The following is a 16,003-nucleotide window of genomic DNA, read 5'->3' as shown; positions in this document are numbered from 1 at the left end:
CCCCTTCTTGCTCGCGCGGCCGCCCTCTGCGCGCCCTTGCGCTGCTTCCTTGGGTTACGGCTCAAAGACAAGCGCGGTCTCTGTGGACGGACGTCCTCCCACCAGCGATACAAGAGTAAACTGATAGCATTCCATACATTTGAATTCAGGGGGTTTCTATGGCTTCACGTGCGGGGGACCGCGCTTCGGTCACGCGGCGGTCGCTTGCCTACTATTGGCGGGCGACCATGCACCATAAGGGCATCTTCGCCTTGTCGATCGTCTCGACGCTGGGGTTCGTCTTCTTGCTCTCTTACGCCAACCCGCTCATCGTGGGCCGCATCGTCGACCTGGTAGGTGCCGGCGGGGTAGGGCCCGACCAGGTCTTTGCGGTCTTCGGCCCTTATATCGCCCTCATGATCGCCGTGAACGCCGTGGGCCAGGTGTGCAGCAAGCTGCAGGACTACAGCGTCTGGAAGCTCGAGATCGCGGTGAACTACGAGCTCGATACCAACGTTTTCGACCGCCTGAGCAACCAGTCTATGACCTTCCACACCAACCGGTTCGGCGGCTCGCTCGTAAGCCAGACCTCCAAGTTCGTGAACGCCTATTCGTCCTTGCTCGAGCAGCTCATCTACGCGATTCTGCCCATCGCGTCGGCGGCCGTCTTCACCATCTGCCTGCTCGCACCGCTCGTTCCGCTCTACGTGGCTATCCTTTCGGCCCTGCTCGTCGTCTACCTTGCGGTGGTCTACACCCTCTTCAAGCGCCTGCTGCCCATGAACACCAAGGCCGCCGGAGCCCAGAACAGCCTTTCGGGCGAGCTTTCCGACGCGATCACCAACATCCTGGCCGTGAAGACCTACGGGCGCGAGTCCTACGAGCATTCCCTCTTCGACGCGGCTAACCGCCAGGTGGTGGCGGCCGATTCCCTGCGCATGCGGGCGAGCGTCCTGCGCGGGTCGGTGGCGGCGGCCCTCATTTTGGTCATCATGATCGTGCTCATCGTATTTATCGCGGGCGGCAACGCCTGGTTCGGCATTTCCGCCGGCACGGTGGTCATGATGTTCACCTACACCTATTCGCTCACGATGCAGTTCAACCGCGTGAACTCGGTCCTGCAAAACGTCAATCGCGCCCTGGGCGACTCCCATGACATGACGGTCATCCTCGACGAGCCGGTGCTCGTGCAGGACGCCCCCGACGCGCCCGATCTGGTGGTGCGCCACGGGGCGATCGATTTCCGCGACCTGGAATTCTTCTATACCGACGGCGAGGCCGCAACGCCCGTCTTCGACCATTTCGACCTGCATATCCCGGCCGGCCAGCGCGTGGGCCTGGTGGGGAAGTCGGGTTCGGGCAAGACGACGCTCACCAAGCTCCTCCTGCGCCTCACCGACATCCAGAAGGGCGAGATCGCCATCGACGGGCAGGGCATCTCGAGCGTGGCTCAGGTGAGCCTGCGTCGCCAGATCGCCTACGTGCCCCAGGAGCCCCTGCTCTTCCATCGCACGATCGCCGAGAACATCGCCTACGGCAAGCCCGGAGCCACGATGGATGAGATTCGTCGCGCGGCCGACCAAGCCAACGCGACCGAATTCATCGAGGCCTTCCCCGAAGGCTTCCAAACGGTCACGGGCGAGCGGGGCGTCAAGCTTTCGGGCGGGCAGCGCCAGCGCATCGCGATCGCCCGCGCCATTCTGGCCGACGCCCCCATCCTCGTGCTCGACGAGGCTACGAGCGCCCTCGACAGCGAAAGCGAGCAGCTCATCCAGCAGGCTCTGGAAAACCTCATGCGCGGGCGCACCTCGATCGTGATCGCCCATCGCCTGTCGACCGTGGCCAGTTTGGACCGCATCGTCGTGCTTGCCCATGGGGCGATCGTCGAAGACGGCACGCATGAAGAGCTCCTGGCTGCGGGCGGGGAGTACGCCGATTTGTGGGATCGCCAGACGGGCGGCTTCCTCGACGCGGAATAGGCGCATTCCGGCGAACGTCTCGCGCAGCATGACCGGCTTGTGGCATACTTGACGATTGCACCCCTGGCCAGGGGAGCGCCGCAACCACCGTGGGGCAGAAGGCATCGTTAGGGGAAGACCATGATCCATCCTTCGCTCGAACATGACGATTCGCCAGAGCTCGTGCAGCGTGCGCTGCAGGGGGCGCTCGGACCCGGGTCCCTCGTGCTGCGCTACCAGCCGGTGTTCGGAAGCCTGGGCGGCTCGGTCGTGGCCCTCGAAGTCCTTGCCCGCTGGCAGGGGTCGAACGGCTTGCTTGCGCCCAAGGATTTTCTGCCGCGCGTCAGCCAGGCCGGCCTCGCCTACCCCTTCGATGCGGCCGTCGTCGACCGAGCCTGCGCAGAGGTCGGGCTTCTGCGCGACGCAGGCCTCGCCGACGTTCCCTTGTCCGTCAACCTCTTTCCCGAAACGCTTTTGCAGCCCGACATCGCCCAGCGGATGCGTGCGGTGCTCGACTCCCATTTATGCGACGCGAGCGCGCTCGCTTTCGAGGTCGAGGCCCACGCGCAGGTTGGGTCCGGGCTGCTTACCAACGATGACGATCAGCTTGCCCGCCTTGCCGACCAGGGCTTTGCCCTGTGCCTCGACCACTTGGGCGCGCCGTGTACGTCGTTTGGGCCCTTACGCAGCAGCCGGGTGTCGTGGGCCAAGGTGTGGGCGCGCGACGCCTGCGCGACCGAGCGTGCGCGCGGCCTCTACGCCGGCCTGCTTTCGGCTGCCAAAAGCGCCGGAATCAACCTCTGTGCGGTGGGGGCCCAAGACCCCGATACGGTGGACTTTCTGAAGACGAGCGGCTACGGCTTCGTGCAGGGCAATGCCCTCTGCGAGCCTCTTTCGGCCGGCGAGCTCGCCCGCCGCCTGCGTGCGGGCGCTTTTTCCTGCGTCACCGACGACGACCGCCGATTCTTCGGTCCCATCGATGCCGCGATCGACCTCCAACAGGGCGAAGTGCGGGGCCCCATGGCAGAAACCGGCCTTGTCGAGCGCAAAACGCCCGTCTTCCTCATCTCCCTGGAAGACGGCGTCTTCACCACGCTCTACGAAAACGACTACGTGCGCCATGAGGAGCGCGCGTTTGGTCGGTCGACCTTCGCCGACCTCGACGCCGAGATGAACAATCCCCATTCGCTCCTCCGCAGCGTGCTGCTGGCCAAGCTTGGCTCCCTGCGCGAGGTGGGGGCCATGGCAACCTACAACGCCGAAACCGATCAGGTGCGCGTGCGCATGACCGCCCAGCTCGTGTCGGCATGGGGCGGCCGACGCGCCTTCCTCATCGTGGGGTCCGACCTGGTGGACCAGGTGGGGGAAGGCGGCGACCCCACGGCGAAGGACTACTGGGACCGCTTGCGCGTGCTGCGACGCGACGATCCTATCACGGGGCTTGCGAGCATCGGCGCTCTGCAGGACGAGCTCGCGCGCGTGGCCAAGAGCGGGCCGGAAGCCGCTCGCTGGGATCTGGTGTGCTTCAACATCCGTCATTTCTCCGTGTACAACCAGCGCAACGGTTTCGTCAAAGGCAACGCCCTCTTGCGCGAGCTCGGCTCCGTGATTTCTGAGGCAGCCCAGACCGACCGGGTCGCCCGCTACTTCTCCGACCACTTCTACGCGCTCGTGGCGCGCGACCGCACCGAGCAGGCGGTTGACTGCATCCACTGCCGCATGCTCGACAGGGGCGGGTTCAGCGCCTTCGTGCAGGCGGGGGCCTGTGCGGTGGGCGACGACCCCTCGCAGGTCGATCGGGGCATCGACCGGGCGAAAATGGCCGTCGATGCTATCGGTTCCACCCTCGACGAGTACTTCTGTCGTTTCCAGCCCGAGATGGAGGAGCGCCTGGTGCGCGCCAACTACCTGAGCGCCCATCTGAACGAGGCCCTCAAGCGCGGGTGGGTCAAGCTCTATCTGCAGCCGGTCGTGTCGGCGGACACCGGCGCGCCCACGGGATTCGAAGCGCTCGCTCGCTGGGACGACCCGACCTACGGCTTCCTGCCGCCTTCCGAATTCATACCCGTGCTCGAAGACGCCCATCTGATCTACCGGCTCGATATGTATATGATCGACCGTGCCTGCGCCCTGCTCGCGCAGCGGCGGTCGGCGGGGCGGGTCGTTTTGCCCGTTGCGGTGAACCTGTCGCAGTCGGACTTCCTCCATGCGTCCCTGCACGCCGACATCGACGCCCTCTTGGCGCGCTACGACATACCCCATGACCTCGTGAGAATCGAAATCACCGAAACGGCCTTGCTTTCGGACATCGACCAGATGCGGGCGCATATAGACCGCTTCCACGCCGACGGCTACCTGGTCTGCATGGACGATTTCGGCAGCGGCTACAGCTCGCTTGCCGCCCTCCACCGCTTCTCGTTCGACGTGATCAAGATCGATCTGTCCTTCTTGCGGGACGAAAACGAGAAGACCTCGGTCGTGCTTGAGGAAGTGGTGCGGCTGGCCGACCGCGTGGGGGCCGTGTCGCTTGCCGAAGGGGTCGAGCAGGCAAGCCAGGCCGCCTTCCTCGACTCGGTGGGCTGCCAGCTCTTGCAGGGTTACCTGTTCTCGCGGCCGGTTCCCGCAGACGACGCCGTCAAACTCCTGGAAGACGGCACTAAAGGCTAGTCGCCCAAATACGACTCTACCTGATCGCTTTCGCGCGCGATCTTCTTGAGGTTCTCGATGTAGGTGGCCAACAGGTCGCTCGGGCGGCGGTCCTTGTTCATCGCATAGCCCACGCGCATGGTCTCCTTCACCGCGAGCGGCTTGCTCACGATGCCCGCATACATCTCGTTGGACAGGATGCCGGTGGAGATCGTGTAGCCGTTGAAGTCGGCGAGCAGGTTGGTCAAGGTGCCGCGGTCGGAAATGCGGAAGTTCTTTTTGTGGGACAGGTGGCCGAAGGGCTCTTCGGCGAAGTAGAAGGAGTTTTCCACGCCCTGCTCGAACGAATAGCGGGGGTAGGGCTCCAGGTCGTCGAGGGTGATGACGTCCTTGCCCGCGAGCGGGTGGTTGGCGCCGATGAAGACGTGGGCGTTGGCTTCGAAGAGGGGGTAGAACATGAGCCCCGCCTCGTCGAAGGCCTTCCACATCACGCGCGAGTTGAAGTCGTCCAGGAAGAGGATGCCCAAATCGCTGCGGAAGGTCTTCACGTCCTGGATGATCTGGCTCGTGGCCGTTTCGCGCAGGATGAAGTCGTACTGGTCGTTGGCGCAGGCTTCAGCCGTGGCGATGAAGGCCTGGACGCTGAAGGCGTAGTGCTGGGTCGACACGGCCAGGCGGGCATGGGCTTCGCGGGTGTGGGCGTAGCGGGATTCCAGCATGTCGGCCTGCTCGACCACCTGACGGGCGTAGGCCAAGAGCTCAGCGCCCTCGTTGGTGAGGGTCACGCCCCGGTTGGACCGGCGGAAGATCGAGATGGCGAACTCGTGTTCCAAATCTTTGATGGCCGTCGAAAGGTTCGATTGCGAGGCGTAGAGGTTGTGGGCGGCGGCGTTGATCGAACCGTATTCGGCGATAGCGATAAGGTAGCGAAGTTGTTGGAGAGTCATAGGCGGCTTTCTGCGCGAACGTGGATGTCGCATTGAGTAGTACCATAGCGCCGCCCGGTCCCGCAACGTGCGGAAGAGCCGGCACGTGCACGAAAGGCGGGGAGAAACGGCTGTTGAGCTGGGGATTTATGGCCGTTATCGACAAAGTTGATAACGGAGCTTCGAAAGTCTGAATGACGTTTGCCCTTGTAGCCCCCGAGGGCCAGTTGTTTAATCGTCCCCATGGAAACCGCGCCCCGCCTTGTGCCCGCCGGCGCCAACCGTTTTGAGGAGCATCCTACATGGCGAAAAAGAACCTTCCCTACGACCAGAAGTACTACGATCCCGAAATCGAGACGATGCCGCGCGAAGAGCTCGAAAAGCTGCAGCTCGAGCGCCTGAACGAAGAGCTCAAGTTCGCCTACGAAAACGCCCCCTACTACAAGCGCACCTGGGACGAGCTTGGCCTCGAACCGCACGTCGACACCCTTAAGGACCTGGAAAAGTTCCCCTTCATCAACAAGCAGACCGAACGTTCCACCCAGGGCGTGGGCTCCTTCTTCGGCGAGCTCTGCGGCGTGCCCGAAGACGACGTCGTCTACATGGCCACCTCGTCGGGCTCCACGGGCGTTCCCACGATGAGCCCCTTCACCCAGAAGGACTTCGACGACTTCATGGACGCCGAATCCCGCCTCTTCTGGCAGGTGGGCATGCGCCCCAACGACCGCTACCTTCACGGCATGAATTTCGCCCTTTACGTGGGCGGTCCCTGCGTCATCGGCGCGCAGAACCTGGGCGCTCTGGGCATCTGGGTCGGCGCCGTGCCCTCGAGCCGTTTGCTGTGGGCTATGAAGCACTACCAGCCCACCTTCATGTGGTCGAGCCCCTCCTACGCCTGGCTTTTGGGCCAGAAGGCCATCGAACAGGGCTACGACCCCATCAAGGACTTCCCCAACCTGCAGCACATCATCATCTCGGGCGAGCCCGGCGGTTCGATCGACACGACCCGCAAGGCCATCGAGGAAATCTGGGGCGCGAGCGTCTACGACTTCTTCGGCCTGTCCGACATCTACGGCGCCTGCGCCGGCATGTGCGATGAGAAGGACGGCCTCCACCTCATCGAGGACCAGATCCTCGTCGAGACGGTCGACCCGGTCACCGGCGCGGTCCTGCCCGACGGCGAGAAGGGCGAGCTCGTCTACACGACGCTTCTGAAGCACGCCCGCCCCATGATCCGCTTCCGCACCGGCGACATCGGCTGGGTTGACAAGACCCCCTGCGCCTGCGGCCGCACCATGGCCCGCATCCACGTGTTGGGCCGCAAGGACGAGATGTTCATCGTGTCCGCCGTAAACGTCTTCCCGAGCGACATCGAGTACGTGGTGCGCAACGACAAGGGCCTCGACGGCGAGTACCGCATCCGCGTCTACGACGAGAACTACACGACCAAGTACGAGGTGTCGGTCGAGCGCGTCTTCGGTTCCGACGAACCCTTCGACGAAATCGCCAAGCGCGTGGAAGGCGCCCTGAAGGCCCACTGCGGCGTGCGTCCGGCCAAGGTCATCGTCTACGATACCGACCAGATGGGCGTGTCCGCCGAGCACAAGGCCAAGCGCTTCATCGACGAGCGCACGTCGACCGACGCGGCCAAGGCGGTCGAAAAGAAGTTCGAAAAAGCCGACGGCGTGAAGCAGAACTAGGAAGAGGTACCTTCAATGGCAACGAAATTCGCAGTATCCGGCCAGCACTATCTGTTCAGCGTTCAGGCCTTCGCCCACACGATCTTCGCTGGCGGCGGCACCGAATACGCCTACGCCTTCCGCAACGGCACGACCCGCAGCGTGATCGAAGACGTCTACAGCGGCCGCAGCAATCTGGGCGTCATCTTCGAAACGACCCAGAATGCCGCGACGATCGAAAAGGCCCTCGATGAAGCCGGGCTGGAATTCAACCCGATCATTTCCTCGAAGCCCTACGTGGCCCTGCCGGCAAGCCATCCGCTGAGCAACGCGAGCAGCCTGTCGATCGAGGATCTGTCCGACTACCCGTACGTCTACTTCGAACAGGAGGCCGGCGATTCTGCTGACTTCTACGAAGAGGCCCTGTCGTCGGTGCCGCGCGACCGCCGCGTGGCCACGACCGACCGCGCCAGCCTCACCGAGCTCATCAGCGCTCTCAACGGCTACACGGTGACGAGCGGCATCCTGGTGGGCATCACCGACGGCTCGTCCCTGCAGACCGTTCCCCTGCAGACCGACGTGACCCTGAAGCTGGGCTACATCGCCCGCAAGGACGAGCACTTGGAAGGCCTTGCCGAAGTCTTCGTGAAGAGCCTCACCAAGAATCTTTCGCGCTACGTGCAGCTCTAGGAGTTAGCATTTAGAGCAGGAAACGAGCAGTGGGCACCCGTCTTGTGTCGAGGCGGGTGCCTTGGTGTATGGCAGGAGGAGTGAACATGATCGAGGTTATCTGGCACGGCCGCGGCGGCCAGGGCGCGTTTACGGCGGCCCGTCTGCTCGGCGCGGCCTGGTGCGCCGAAGACGGCCGCTACGCCCTGGCCTTCCCGTCCTTCGGGCCCGAGCGGCGCGGCGCCCCCATGCGGGCCTTCACCAAGCTTTCGGACGCCCCGGTGGGGGACCGCAGCGCATCGAAACGCGGCAACGTGGTGGTCTACCTGGACGAAACCCTTTTCGATGCGGGGTTCGCCCGCGAGCTTGCCCCGGGCGGTGTGGCGCTCGTGAACGCGGCGCACGCCTTCGACGAAGACCGCGTCTGCTCAATCGACGCCAACGGCATCTCACAAGCGGTGCTGGGCCGGGCCATTCCCAACACGGCCCTGCTCGCGGCCCTGGTGCCCCTGGTTCCGGGTTTGACCCGCGAGAGCCTGGTGGCAGCCGTGCGGTCGAACATGCCCGAGCGCCTGCAGGAAAAGAACATCGCCGTGATCGACACGGTGCTCGCCGCAACGGAAGGAGATCTGCTGTGAGCGATTATTCCAAAGGCACGGTGCTGCGCATCCCGCGTGTGCACGCTGAAACCCTGGAGCCCGGCGATTATGCCGACGACACTTGCTTCGCGGCCGGCTGGCTGGCCGAAACCAATGCGGGCTGGCGCTTGAAGCGCCCGGTGATCGACGCGGATTCCTGCACGGGCTGCCTGCAGTGCTACCTCTATTGTCCCGATGGGGCCATTCGCAAGACCCACGCCCCGGGCGTGGCCGTTTTCGTCGACACCGACTTCTGCAAGGGCTGCGGCATCTGTAAAACGGTGTGCGCCTTCGACAGCATCGCCATGGTCGACGAAGCCGCGGCCAAAAGGGAAGATGCCGCCCGCGCGGCGGCGACGGAAGGGGAGCACGCATGAGCGAGAAGAAGTTCCTTTCGGGCGACGAGGCCTTTGCCGAAGGCGTGCGGCTGGCCCGCCCCCAGGTGATCAGCGCCTACCCGATCACGCCGCAGACCGTGGTGGTCGAGCGCCTGAGCGAGATGGTCGAGCGGGGCGACCTCGACGCCGAATACCTCCATGTCGAAAGCGAGCATTCGGCCCTGTCGGCGGCCATCGGGGCGGCGGCGGCCGGCGCCCGCGCCTTCACGGCCACGTCGAGCCAGGGTCTGCTCTATATGGCCGAGTGCCTGACCTATGCCGCCGGCGGCCGCTTTCCTATCGTTATGATGAACGCCAACCGGTCGACCTGCCTGCCCTGGAACATCTACGGCGACCAGCGCGACTCGCTCTCGCTTCTCGACCACGGTTGGATCCAGGTCTACGCCGAAAGCGCCCAGGAGGCGCTCGATTTGGCCTTGATGGCCTTCCGCCTGGGCGAAGACGACCGCGTGCGCACCCCGGTGATGGTCTGCCTCGACGGGTTCGCCCTCACCCATACGTATGAAACGGTGAGCGTGCCGAGCCCTGAAGAGGCCGACGCCTTCCTGCCGCCCTACGAGACTTCCAACCGCTTCGACTTCGAGCATCCCGTCAACATCGGTTACACGGCGGGCCCCGCCTACAGCCGCTACTACAAGCAGCGCGAGCATCTCGACATGCTGGCCGCGGCACGTGTGGTCGACGAGGTCGAAGCCGAATTCGCCCGCACGATCGGCCGCTCCTACCCGGGCGTCGTCGACGCCTGGCACTGCGACGATGCCGACGAGATCGTCGTCACTCTGGGCTCGATCGCCGGCGAGGTGCGCGACGTGGCGGCCCGCCTGCGCGCGGAGGGCCGCAAGGTGGGCGTGCTGCGCATTCGCTACCTGCGCCCCCTGCCGGGGCCCGAAATCGTGGCGGCCGTGGGCGGCGCCCGCGCCGTGGCGGTGCTCGAAAAGGACGTGAGCTTCGGCGCCGAAGGCACGGTCTTCACCAACGTGAATTCGGCCCTCCATCGGGCCGGTTGCGCGGTGCCCACCCGCAACTTCATCGGCGGCCTGGGCGGCGACGACATTACCGAAGACCAGGTTCTGCAGATCTTCGACGCCCTGCACGAGGTGGCGGCGGGCGATGCCGCCCAGGTACCCGACGTCACCTTCCTCAACATCAGCGACCAAGGAGGCGACCGATAATGGCCCTGAACGCCAAGACCCTCCCCGACGACGAGTACTTCTTCGGCCATAAGGCCTGCGCGGGCTGCGGCGCCTCGCTCGTGGTGCGCCATGCCCTGAAGGTGCTCGGCCCCAATACCGTGTGTGCCCTGCCGGCCGGCTGCATGAGCGCCGTGGGCTTCAACTTCCCCCAGATGAGCTTCGCCAACAATGCGATGATCACGCCCTTTGCGGCCACCGCGAGCGTCATCTCCGGCATCAAGGCGGGCTTGCGCGCCCGCGGCGATGCCCCCGAAGACGCGATCGTGGTGGGTTTTGCCGGCGACGGCGGTACGGCCGATATCGGCCTGCAGGCCCTTTCGGGTACGATCGACCGCAACGACGACGTCCTCTATATCTGCTACGACAACGAAGCCTACATGAACACGGGCATCCAGAAGAGTTCGCTGACGCCCTTCGGCGCCCGCACGACGACGACGCCGGCCGGCGCCCACGCTCATGGCTGCCTCACCGAAAAGAAGCGCCTCTTCGAAATCGTCGCCGCACACGGCATCCCCTATGCGGCCACGGCGAGCATCGGCTACGTGAACGACTTCATCCGCAAGGTCGACCATGCCAAGCATATCCACGGGACTCGCTTCATCCACGTGATCGCTCCCTGCCCAACGGGGTGGGGCTGCGCCGAGGACGCGACTATCTCGGTGGCCCGCGAGGTGGTAGACTGCGGCTTATGGTACCTGGCCGAATACGAGGACGGCCGGTTCCGCATCAACAAGAAGCCGAAGGAATTCTCGAGCGTGGCGCACTACCTGCGGGGGCAGGGGCGCTTCCGCGCGCTCACCGACGGCGAAATCGAGCGGGTCGAGGCAGGTCGCGATGAAACCTGGAGGAGGCTCGCCAAGCTCGAGAGTCTCTCATAAGGAGGATCCGACGTGCTGAGTCGCGCCGAGTTCAAAGTCTATCTGCACTATATTCTGCCGTCGATGGCGTCGTTTTTGCTCACGGGCATCTACAGCATCATCGACGGCCTTTTCGTGGGCCAGGTGGTGGGCGATGCCGGTTTGGCGGGCATCAACGTCGCCTGGCCCTTGGTTGCCTTCATGATGGCCGCGGGCACGGGCATCGGCATGGGCGGCGCCGTGATCAGCTCGATCTGCGCCGGCGTGGGCGATATGCGGTCGGCTAACCGGGCGATGGCCCACACGCTCACCATGCTGCTTCTGGCCACGCCCGTCATCATGGTCGTCCTGCTCGTCTTCGGTCAGCAACTGCTCTATCTGATCGGCGGCCGCGACGAAATTCTGGCGCAAGCCCAGGGCTACCTTTCGGTCATGGCCTGGGGCTCGCTCTTCCAGGTGATGGCGTCGGGCTTCATCCCTCTCATGCGCAACAAGGGCAAGGTCGTGCTGGCCATGGTCGTGCTCGTCGCGAGCGGCCTCATCAACGTCGTTCTCGACTACGTCTTCATCTGCCGCCTCTACTGGGGCGTCGAAGGTGCGGCCGCGGCAACGATCATCGCCCAGTCCTTCGTCTTCGCGAGCGGGGTTCTTTTCTTCCTGAAGAAGGAGAACCGCTTGCGCCGGGGCGACTTCGTCCCGAGCGGCAAGTTCGTCGCCCGCACTCTGCGCGGCGGCTTCGCCCCCTTCGCCCTCACCCTGCTGCCCGAAGTCACTACGCTCGTGATCAACATCGCTTCGGAAGCCAATGGCGGTGGGACGGCCCAGGCGGCCTTCGCCGTGATCTCGTACGTGGCGGTGGCCGTGCAGTGGCTCATCCAGGGCGTCAACGACGGATCGCAGCCCCTCATCAGCGTGAAGTTCGGCGAGGGCGACGTGCGCGCCATGCGGGCCCTGCGTCGCACCAACTACGTCTTCGCCGTCGCAATCGGTCTTTTGGGCATGTGGGCTCTTACCACCTTCCGCGTGCAGCTGGCCCAGCTCTTCGGAAGCTCGCCGGAAACCAGCGAGGTCTTCTACCGGGGCGTGACCCTCTTTTCGCTCGTGCTGGGTTTCTACGGCATCACGCACGCGACAACTTCGTTTTTCTACGCGGTGGAATCCAACCGCAATTCGGGCATCGTGATCGTGGGGGAAGTCGTGCTCATGGTCTTTTTCGCAATCGTCTTGCCGCAGTTCTTGGGGCTCGACGGCGTGTGGCTTACCGTGGTGGCCACCCAGGCCGTGCTCTCGGTGCTGTCGCTGTGCCTGCTGCAGGCGTCGAAGCCTAAGATCCGCGCCCAGGCGGCGGCCTATGCCGCCCAGAAGGAAGGCCAATGAGTCGACGGTGCCACGCCTCTTTGACTCATTGATGGGGCACGAGCCTCAGGCCATTGCGCGCAGTGAGTCAACGGGACCACATCTCTTTGACTCATTGGATTCGCTCCTGCTTCCGCGTAATTGCGCCCATCGCCGGGAAATGACGCAAATATCTCTAATTCGCGGTCGGCGGCGTGGTGGTATGTAAACTAATGAACAAACTGCAAGATACTGTTCAGAAACCTTGTCGAAACAGGGTAACAATCTTGTCGCACACCTTCGATGTTTGCGAATTAGGCATCTTTACGTCAAAACTTCCTGTCCATCGTGCGTAGCGCAGCCGATGAGAAGCGCAAGCCGCGGCCGAGACGCAAGCGCAACGTTTGCGGCTCCTCCCGCAGGTTGGTCTCTCACGTCACACGGGACCGTGCCGCTGCAGGTGCTACTTCAGCTCGCGGCCGATCCAGGTCATGATCACATTGACCACGTAATCGATTTCGGCATCGGTAAGCGCGCGCTTGGCGGGAATCCCATGCCATGTGTACAGGCAGCCGCGACAGCAGGTGGCCGTCGCATGCTGAGCCAGGAAGACCGGATGCCCTTTGGGCGCCCCACGCATGGGCGTCTGTTTGCCGTCGTTGGGAATGCGCGCCGGGGCGAGCCGCTTGCGTACGAGGTCGTAGGCGTGAGTGCGCACCGTGGCGAGCCCGCGCGCTTGAAGGTAGGCACGGTCGGCCGCGGAAAGGTGGAAGCGGCTGCGGAAGGCCGACCGCGAAAGACGCTCGAAAAGGTCGATCTTGAGCCATTCCTCGCGCGGCACGAAGCTGTTTCGGTCTGCGCTCCTTGCCATAACCCGTCCCTTCTTCTCGCGATGGTCTGCCGTACGTGCTTTACCGGGCCACTTGGCCAAACTTGTTTGAATTGCGACGAGACGGCCCTTCGACCTGCTACATTGGAAGCATCGTACCACGCCCCGGATTTGGCGCGCCGACCCCCGGCCGGGCGCGATGCAAGGAGGAACCATGATCGCAGGCATCGTTTTAGCGGTTATCGTGGCCGTTGTCGTTATCTGGGCAATCGCCACCTACAACGGCCTCGTGGGACAGCGCAATCAAGTCGAAGAAGCCTTTTCCACGATGGACGTCTATCTGAAGAAGCGCTTCGACCTCATTCCCAATCTGGTCGAATCGGTGAAGGGCTATGCCGCCCACGAGAAGTCGACGCTCGATGCCATCGTCAGGGCCCGCAGCGCCGCCGCTTCGGCGGGCGACCTGGCCGAGCGCTTCGCGAGCGAAAACGAGCTTTCGGGCGCGCTGCGTCAGCTCTTCGCCTTGGCCGAAAGCTACCCCGACCTCAAGGCCAACCAGAACTTCCTCGACCTGCAGAGCCAGCTGCAGCGGGTCGAAGAGGACATTGCCAACGCCCGCAAGTACTACAACGGCAGCGTGCGCGAATTCAACAACAAGGTGCAGATGTTCCCTTCTTCGATTATCGCCGGCATGTTCCATTTCGAGCGCAAGCCCATGTACGAAGTGTCGAATGCCGCCGAGCGCGAGAACGTGCAGGTCTCGTTCTAGCTAGAGCGTGGCAGGATCCGCGCCTGTCGCCGTTTCGATAGCACGGGCGGCTGCGCATGCGCGCCGCCCGCGTGGGGGAGAGGGGTTGCCATGTGCCCAGTTGCGCGTTCGGCCCGTTGGTGGGCGTGCGTCCTTGCCTGTCTGTGCGCGACGTTCGCCATTGTCGGCGTGCCCGTTGCCTTTGCCGATTCCGATGACGATCCGGGCTTCACGGTCGAGTCCTACGACGTAGCGGCTACCGTGCACCACGACGATACCGTTTCGGTGACCGAAACCATCGCGGTCGATTTCTACCTCGACAAGCACGGGCTCTACCGCGATATTCCCACCCTCTTTTATGTGGGGTCGGGCATTGTGGGCGATGCGGGTAGTTCGTTTGCCTATCAAGGGTGGATCACCGATATTGATGCGGGAGCCGACCCGGTGGACGTCTCCGAAGAGGACGGGGACGTCCGCCTGCGTCTGGGTTCCGAAGACGAAACGGTCTTTGGCCCGAAGACCTATACGATTTCCTACGTCTACCATTTCCCCAACGACCGTATCGATTCGCTCGATTTCATCTACTTTTCAGTGCTCGGCGCAAGCTGGGACGTACCGGTGAACTCCTTCAGTTTCGACATGGCCTTCGACGAGCCCCTTTCTGCGGAAGCGGTCGCCGACGTGCGGGTATACAGCGGCTCTGCCGCGAGCGAATCCGATCGCCTGGGCCTGAATGCCCAGGTGAGCGAGACGGGCGTGTCGGGCGCGGTTGACTACGTGCCGGCCAACGAGGCGGTAACCGTCTTCGGCGTCCTTCCCCAAGGCTATTTCGACCAACCGGCTCCCACATCGCCGGTGCCCGCCTTCGTGCTGCTTGCGCTGTCGGTTCCGGCTGCCCTGGTGGCCGTGGTGCTCATGGTGCGACGGTCGCGGCTCAAGCCCACGAAGACCGTCGAGTTCTACCCGCCCGAAGGCCTCTCTCCTGCCGAGGTGGGCGTGATCATCGACGATTCGGTCGACCTGCGCGACCTCATCGCCCTCATTCCCTGGTGGGCCCAGAGCGGCTACCTTGAAATCGAGCGGAAGGCGGGCAGGAAGCGCCTCATCGGCTCGGCCAAGGACCGCATCGTCCTGAACCCCCTGCAAGCGCTTCCGTCGGACGCTTCGTCCTGCGAGATCACCTTCTTCAACGCCCTCTTCCGTTCGGGCCCCGGGGCGCCGCTGCGCCCGTGCGACCTGGGCGAGGCCGACGAGGAGCTGGGGAGCGCCGTCGAGGATGCCAAAACCCAGCTGCGCGCGAGCTTCACCGGCGAGCGTGCGATCGTCAGGCACGTTGGTCAGGCGGTGGTGTTGAGCGTGCTGCCGATGCTCCTGCTTGCGGCGGCTCTGACAGTAGGGTCGGCGGTGTCCTATAGCTACAACCTCTTCGAAGGCTGCACGGTGGCGGTCGGCACCCTCGTGGCCGGTATCTGCCGCTTCCGCGCCTATCGTACCGATCGCGCGTTTGCGCCCCTTGCGATCGTGGTTGCTGCAGCGCTCGTCTGTGTGGCGGTTATCGTCTTCGGCACGGAAGACTTCCTTGTGCCGGTGCCCCTTATGGTCGCGTGCGGCGTGGCCTATCTGGTGCTGCTTTTCTTCCAGCCCAAGTTGATCGAGAACACGCCCTACCGTGTGGCCTTGCTCGGCAAGCTCTGGGGCTTGCGGGAGTTCATCCGCACGGCCGAGCTTCCACGTCTGAAGATGCTCCTCGCCGAAAACGAAGACTACTTCTACGACGTGCTGCCCTACGCGATCGCCCTCGGTCTGGAAGACAAATGGGCCCGTGATTTCGAAGGCATCGAGCTTGCAAGCCCTGCTTGGTATTGCGATCCCACGGGGACCGCATGGAGTTCGGCCTGGCTTGCTTCAGCGATCGGGTCCGACATGGTCGACAGCATCACCGAAAGCGTGGCTTCGAGCATCAGCGCCGCTCAGGTGGCCAGCACCTCGTCGGGCGGTGGTGCCGGCGGCGGAGGCGGCGGTGGGGGAGGCGGTTCCTGGTAGGGGCTGCTGTGCGGCGTCGGCCAATGCCGTCCGGCGCCACGTGGCGCCCCAGCTGCTTTGTGCTTGGCCTGCGTCTTCGCACGTCGCGCCGATAGGGGGCCGTCA

Annotated in this window: 13 protein-coding genes; 11 read left to right on the top strand and 2 right to left on the bottom strand. The window is 64.1% G+C overall.

Features of this window, described 5'->3' with window-relative positions; genetic code table 11:
• Positions 1-158: 158 nt before the first annotated feature.
• A complete protein-coding gene (locus tag BN3270_RS07295) occupies positions 159-1,958 on the top strand; it encodes an ABC transporter ATP-binding protein (RefSeq protein WP_058986454.1) in 1,800 nt (599 codons plus the stop codon).
• 120 nt (positions 1,959-2,078) lie between these two features.
• Positions 2,079-4,604 carry an EAL domain-containing protein gene (locus BN3270_RS07290; protein WP_058986453.1) on the top strand — a complete coding sequence of 842 codons (2,526 nt, stop codon included), beginning with the start codon at positions 2,079-2,081 and terminating at the stop codon, positions 4,602-4,604.
• On the opposite strand, the gene BN3270_RS07285 is transcribed toward BN3270_RS07290, so the two are convergent.
• Positions 4,601-5,530 carry a LysR family transcriptional regulator gene (locus BN3270_RS07285; RefSeq protein WP_058986452.1) on the bottom strand — a complete coding sequence of 310 codons (930 nt, stop codon included), beginning with the start codon at positions 5,528-5,530 and terminating at the stop codon, positions 4,601-4,603. The two genes, BN3270_RS07290 and BN3270_RS07285, sit on opposite strands and share 4 nt — an antisense overlap.
• A 281-nt stretch (positions 5,531-5,811) precedes the next feature.
• Between BN3270_RS07285 and BN3270_RS07280 the strand changes: the two genes are divergently transcribed.
• From BN3270_RS07280 to BN3270_RS07250, 7 genes are all read left to right on the top strand, one after another.
• Entirely contained in the window at positions 5,812-7,209 is a 1,398-nt protein-coding gene (locus BN3270_RS07280; RefSeq protein ID WP_082673422.1) for a phenylacetate--CoA ligase family protein, read from the top strand.
• 15 nt (positions 7,210-7,224) lie between these two features.
• On the top strand, positions 7,225-7,878 hold the full coding sequence (locus tag BN3270_RS07275) for a LysR substrate-binding domain-containing protein (RefSeq protein ID WP_058986451.1): 654 nt from the start codon (positions 7,225-7,227) through the stop codon (positions 7,876-7,878).
• 86 nt (positions 7,879-7,964) lie between these two features.
• Positions 7,965-8,495, top strand: coding sequence for a 2-oxoacid:acceptor oxidoreductase family protein (locus tag BN3270_RS09710; protein ID WP_058986450.1), 531 nt, complete (start codon positions 7,965-7,967; stop codon positions 8,493-8,495).
• Entirely contained in the window at positions 8,492-8,872 is a 381-nt protein-coding gene (locus tag BN3270_RS09705; RefSeq protein ID WP_271711959.1) for a 4Fe-4S binding protein, read from the top strand. Before BN3270_RS09710 ends, BN3270_RS09705 begins: the two co-directional genes overlap by 4 nt.
• Positions 8,869-10,065: a pyruvate ferredoxin oxidoreductase gene (gene porA / locus BN3270_RS07260; RefSeq protein WP_058986449.1), complete on the top strand. Its 1,197-nt coding sequence runs from the start codon at positions 8,869-8,871 to the stop codon at positions 10,063-10,065. Before BN3270_RS09705 ends, porA begins: the two co-directional genes overlap by 4 nt.
• On the top strand, positions 10,065-10,964 hold the full coding sequence (locus tag BN3270_RS07255; RefSeq protein ID WP_058986448.1) for a thiamine pyrophosphate-dependent enzyme: 900 nt from the start codon (positions 10,065-10,067) through the stop codon (positions 10,962-10,964). The genes porA and BN3270_RS07255 overlap by 1 nt, the downstream gene beginning before the upstream one ends.
• A 12-nt stretch (positions 10,965-10,976) precedes the next feature.
• Positions 10,977-12,320, top strand: coding sequence for an MATE family efflux transporter (locus BN3270_RS07250; RefSeq protein ID WP_058986447.1), 1,344 nt, complete (start codon positions 10,977-10,979; stop codon positions 12,318-12,320).
• 421 nt (positions 12,321-12,741) lie between these two features.
• On the opposite strand, the gene BN3270_RS07245 is transcribed toward BN3270_RS07250, so the two are convergent.
• Positions 12,742-13,149, bottom strand: coding sequence for a DUF4186 domain-containing protein (locus BN3270_RS07245; RefSeq protein ID WP_058986446.1), 408 nt, complete (start codon positions 13,147-13,149; stop codon positions 12,742-12,744).
• Between the two features lie 172 nt (positions 13,150-13,321).
• On the opposite strand from BN3270_RS07245, the gene BN3270_RS07240 reads away from it, so the two are divergent.
• Both BN3270_RS07240 and BN3270_RS07235 read left to right on the top strand, forming a co-directional pair.
• Positions 13,322-13,876: a LemA family protein gene (locus BN3270_RS07240; RefSeq protein WP_058986445.1), complete on the top strand. Its 555-nt coding sequence runs from the start codon at positions 13,322-13,324 to the stop codon at positions 13,874-13,876.
• A gap of 90 nt (positions 13,877-13,966) precedes the next feature.
• Entirely contained in the window at positions 13,967-15,898 is a 1,932-nt protein-coding gene (locus BN3270_RS07235; RefSeq protein WP_058986444.1) for a DUF2207 domain-containing protein, read from the top strand.
• Positions 15,899-16,003: the final 105 nt, after the last annotated feature.

This window comes from Hugonella massiliensis, from assembly GCA_001486445.1.
GTDB lineage: Bacteria > Actinomycetota > Coriobacteriia > Coriobacteriales > Eggerthellaceae > Hugonella > Hugonella massiliensis.
The sequence above is the reverse complement of the archived record's forward strand: the minus strand, read 5'-3'. Positions and strand labels throughout refer to the sequence as shown.

Bases quoted from the DNA above. Each gene is read 5' to 3' on its own strand.
- BN3270_RS07295 (WP_058986454.1), top strand. From the start codon at position 159: ATGGCTTCACGTGCGGGGGACCGCGCTTCGGTCACGCGGCGGTCGCTT.
- BN3270_RS07290 (WP_058986453.1), top strand. From the start codon at position 2,079: ATGATCCATCCTTCGCTCGAACATGACGATTCGCCAGAGCTCGTGCAG.
- BN3270_RS07285 (WP_058986452.1), bottom strand. From the start codon at position 5,530: ATGACTCTCCAACAACTTCGCTACCTTATCGCTATCGCCGAATACGGT.
- BN3270_RS07280 (WP_082673422.1), top strand. From the start codon at position 5,812: ATGGCGAAAAAGAACCTTCCCTACGACCAGAAGTACTACGATCCCGAA.
- BN3270_RS07275 (WP_058986451.1), top strand. From the start codon at position 7,225: ATGGCAACGAAATTCGCAGTATCCGGCCAGCACTATCTGTTCAGCGTT.
- BN3270_RS09710 (WP_058986450.1), top strand. From the start codon at position 7,965: ATGATCGAGGTTATCTGGCACGGCCGCGGCGGCCAGGGCGCGTTTACG.
- porA (WP_058986449.1), top strand. From the start codon at position 8,869: ATGAGCGAGAAGAAGTTCCTTTCGGGCGACGAGGCCTTTGCCGAAGGC.
- BN3270_RS07255 (WP_058986448.1), top strand. From the start codon at position 10,065: ATGGCCCTGAACGCCAAGACCCTCCCCGACGACGAGTACTTCTTCGGC.
- BN3270_RS07245 (WP_058986446.1), bottom strand. From the start codon at position 13,149: ATGGCAAGGAGCGCAGACCGAAACAGCTTCGTGCCGCGCGAGGAATGG.
- BN3270_RS07240 (WP_058986445.1), top strand. From the start codon at position 13,322: ATGATCGCAGGCATCGTTTTAGCGGTTATCGTGGCCGTTGTCGTTATC.
- BN3270_RS07235 (WP_058986444.1), top strand. From the start codon at position 13,967: ATGTGCCCAGTTGCGCGTTCGGCCCGTTGGTGGGCGTGCGTCCTTGCC.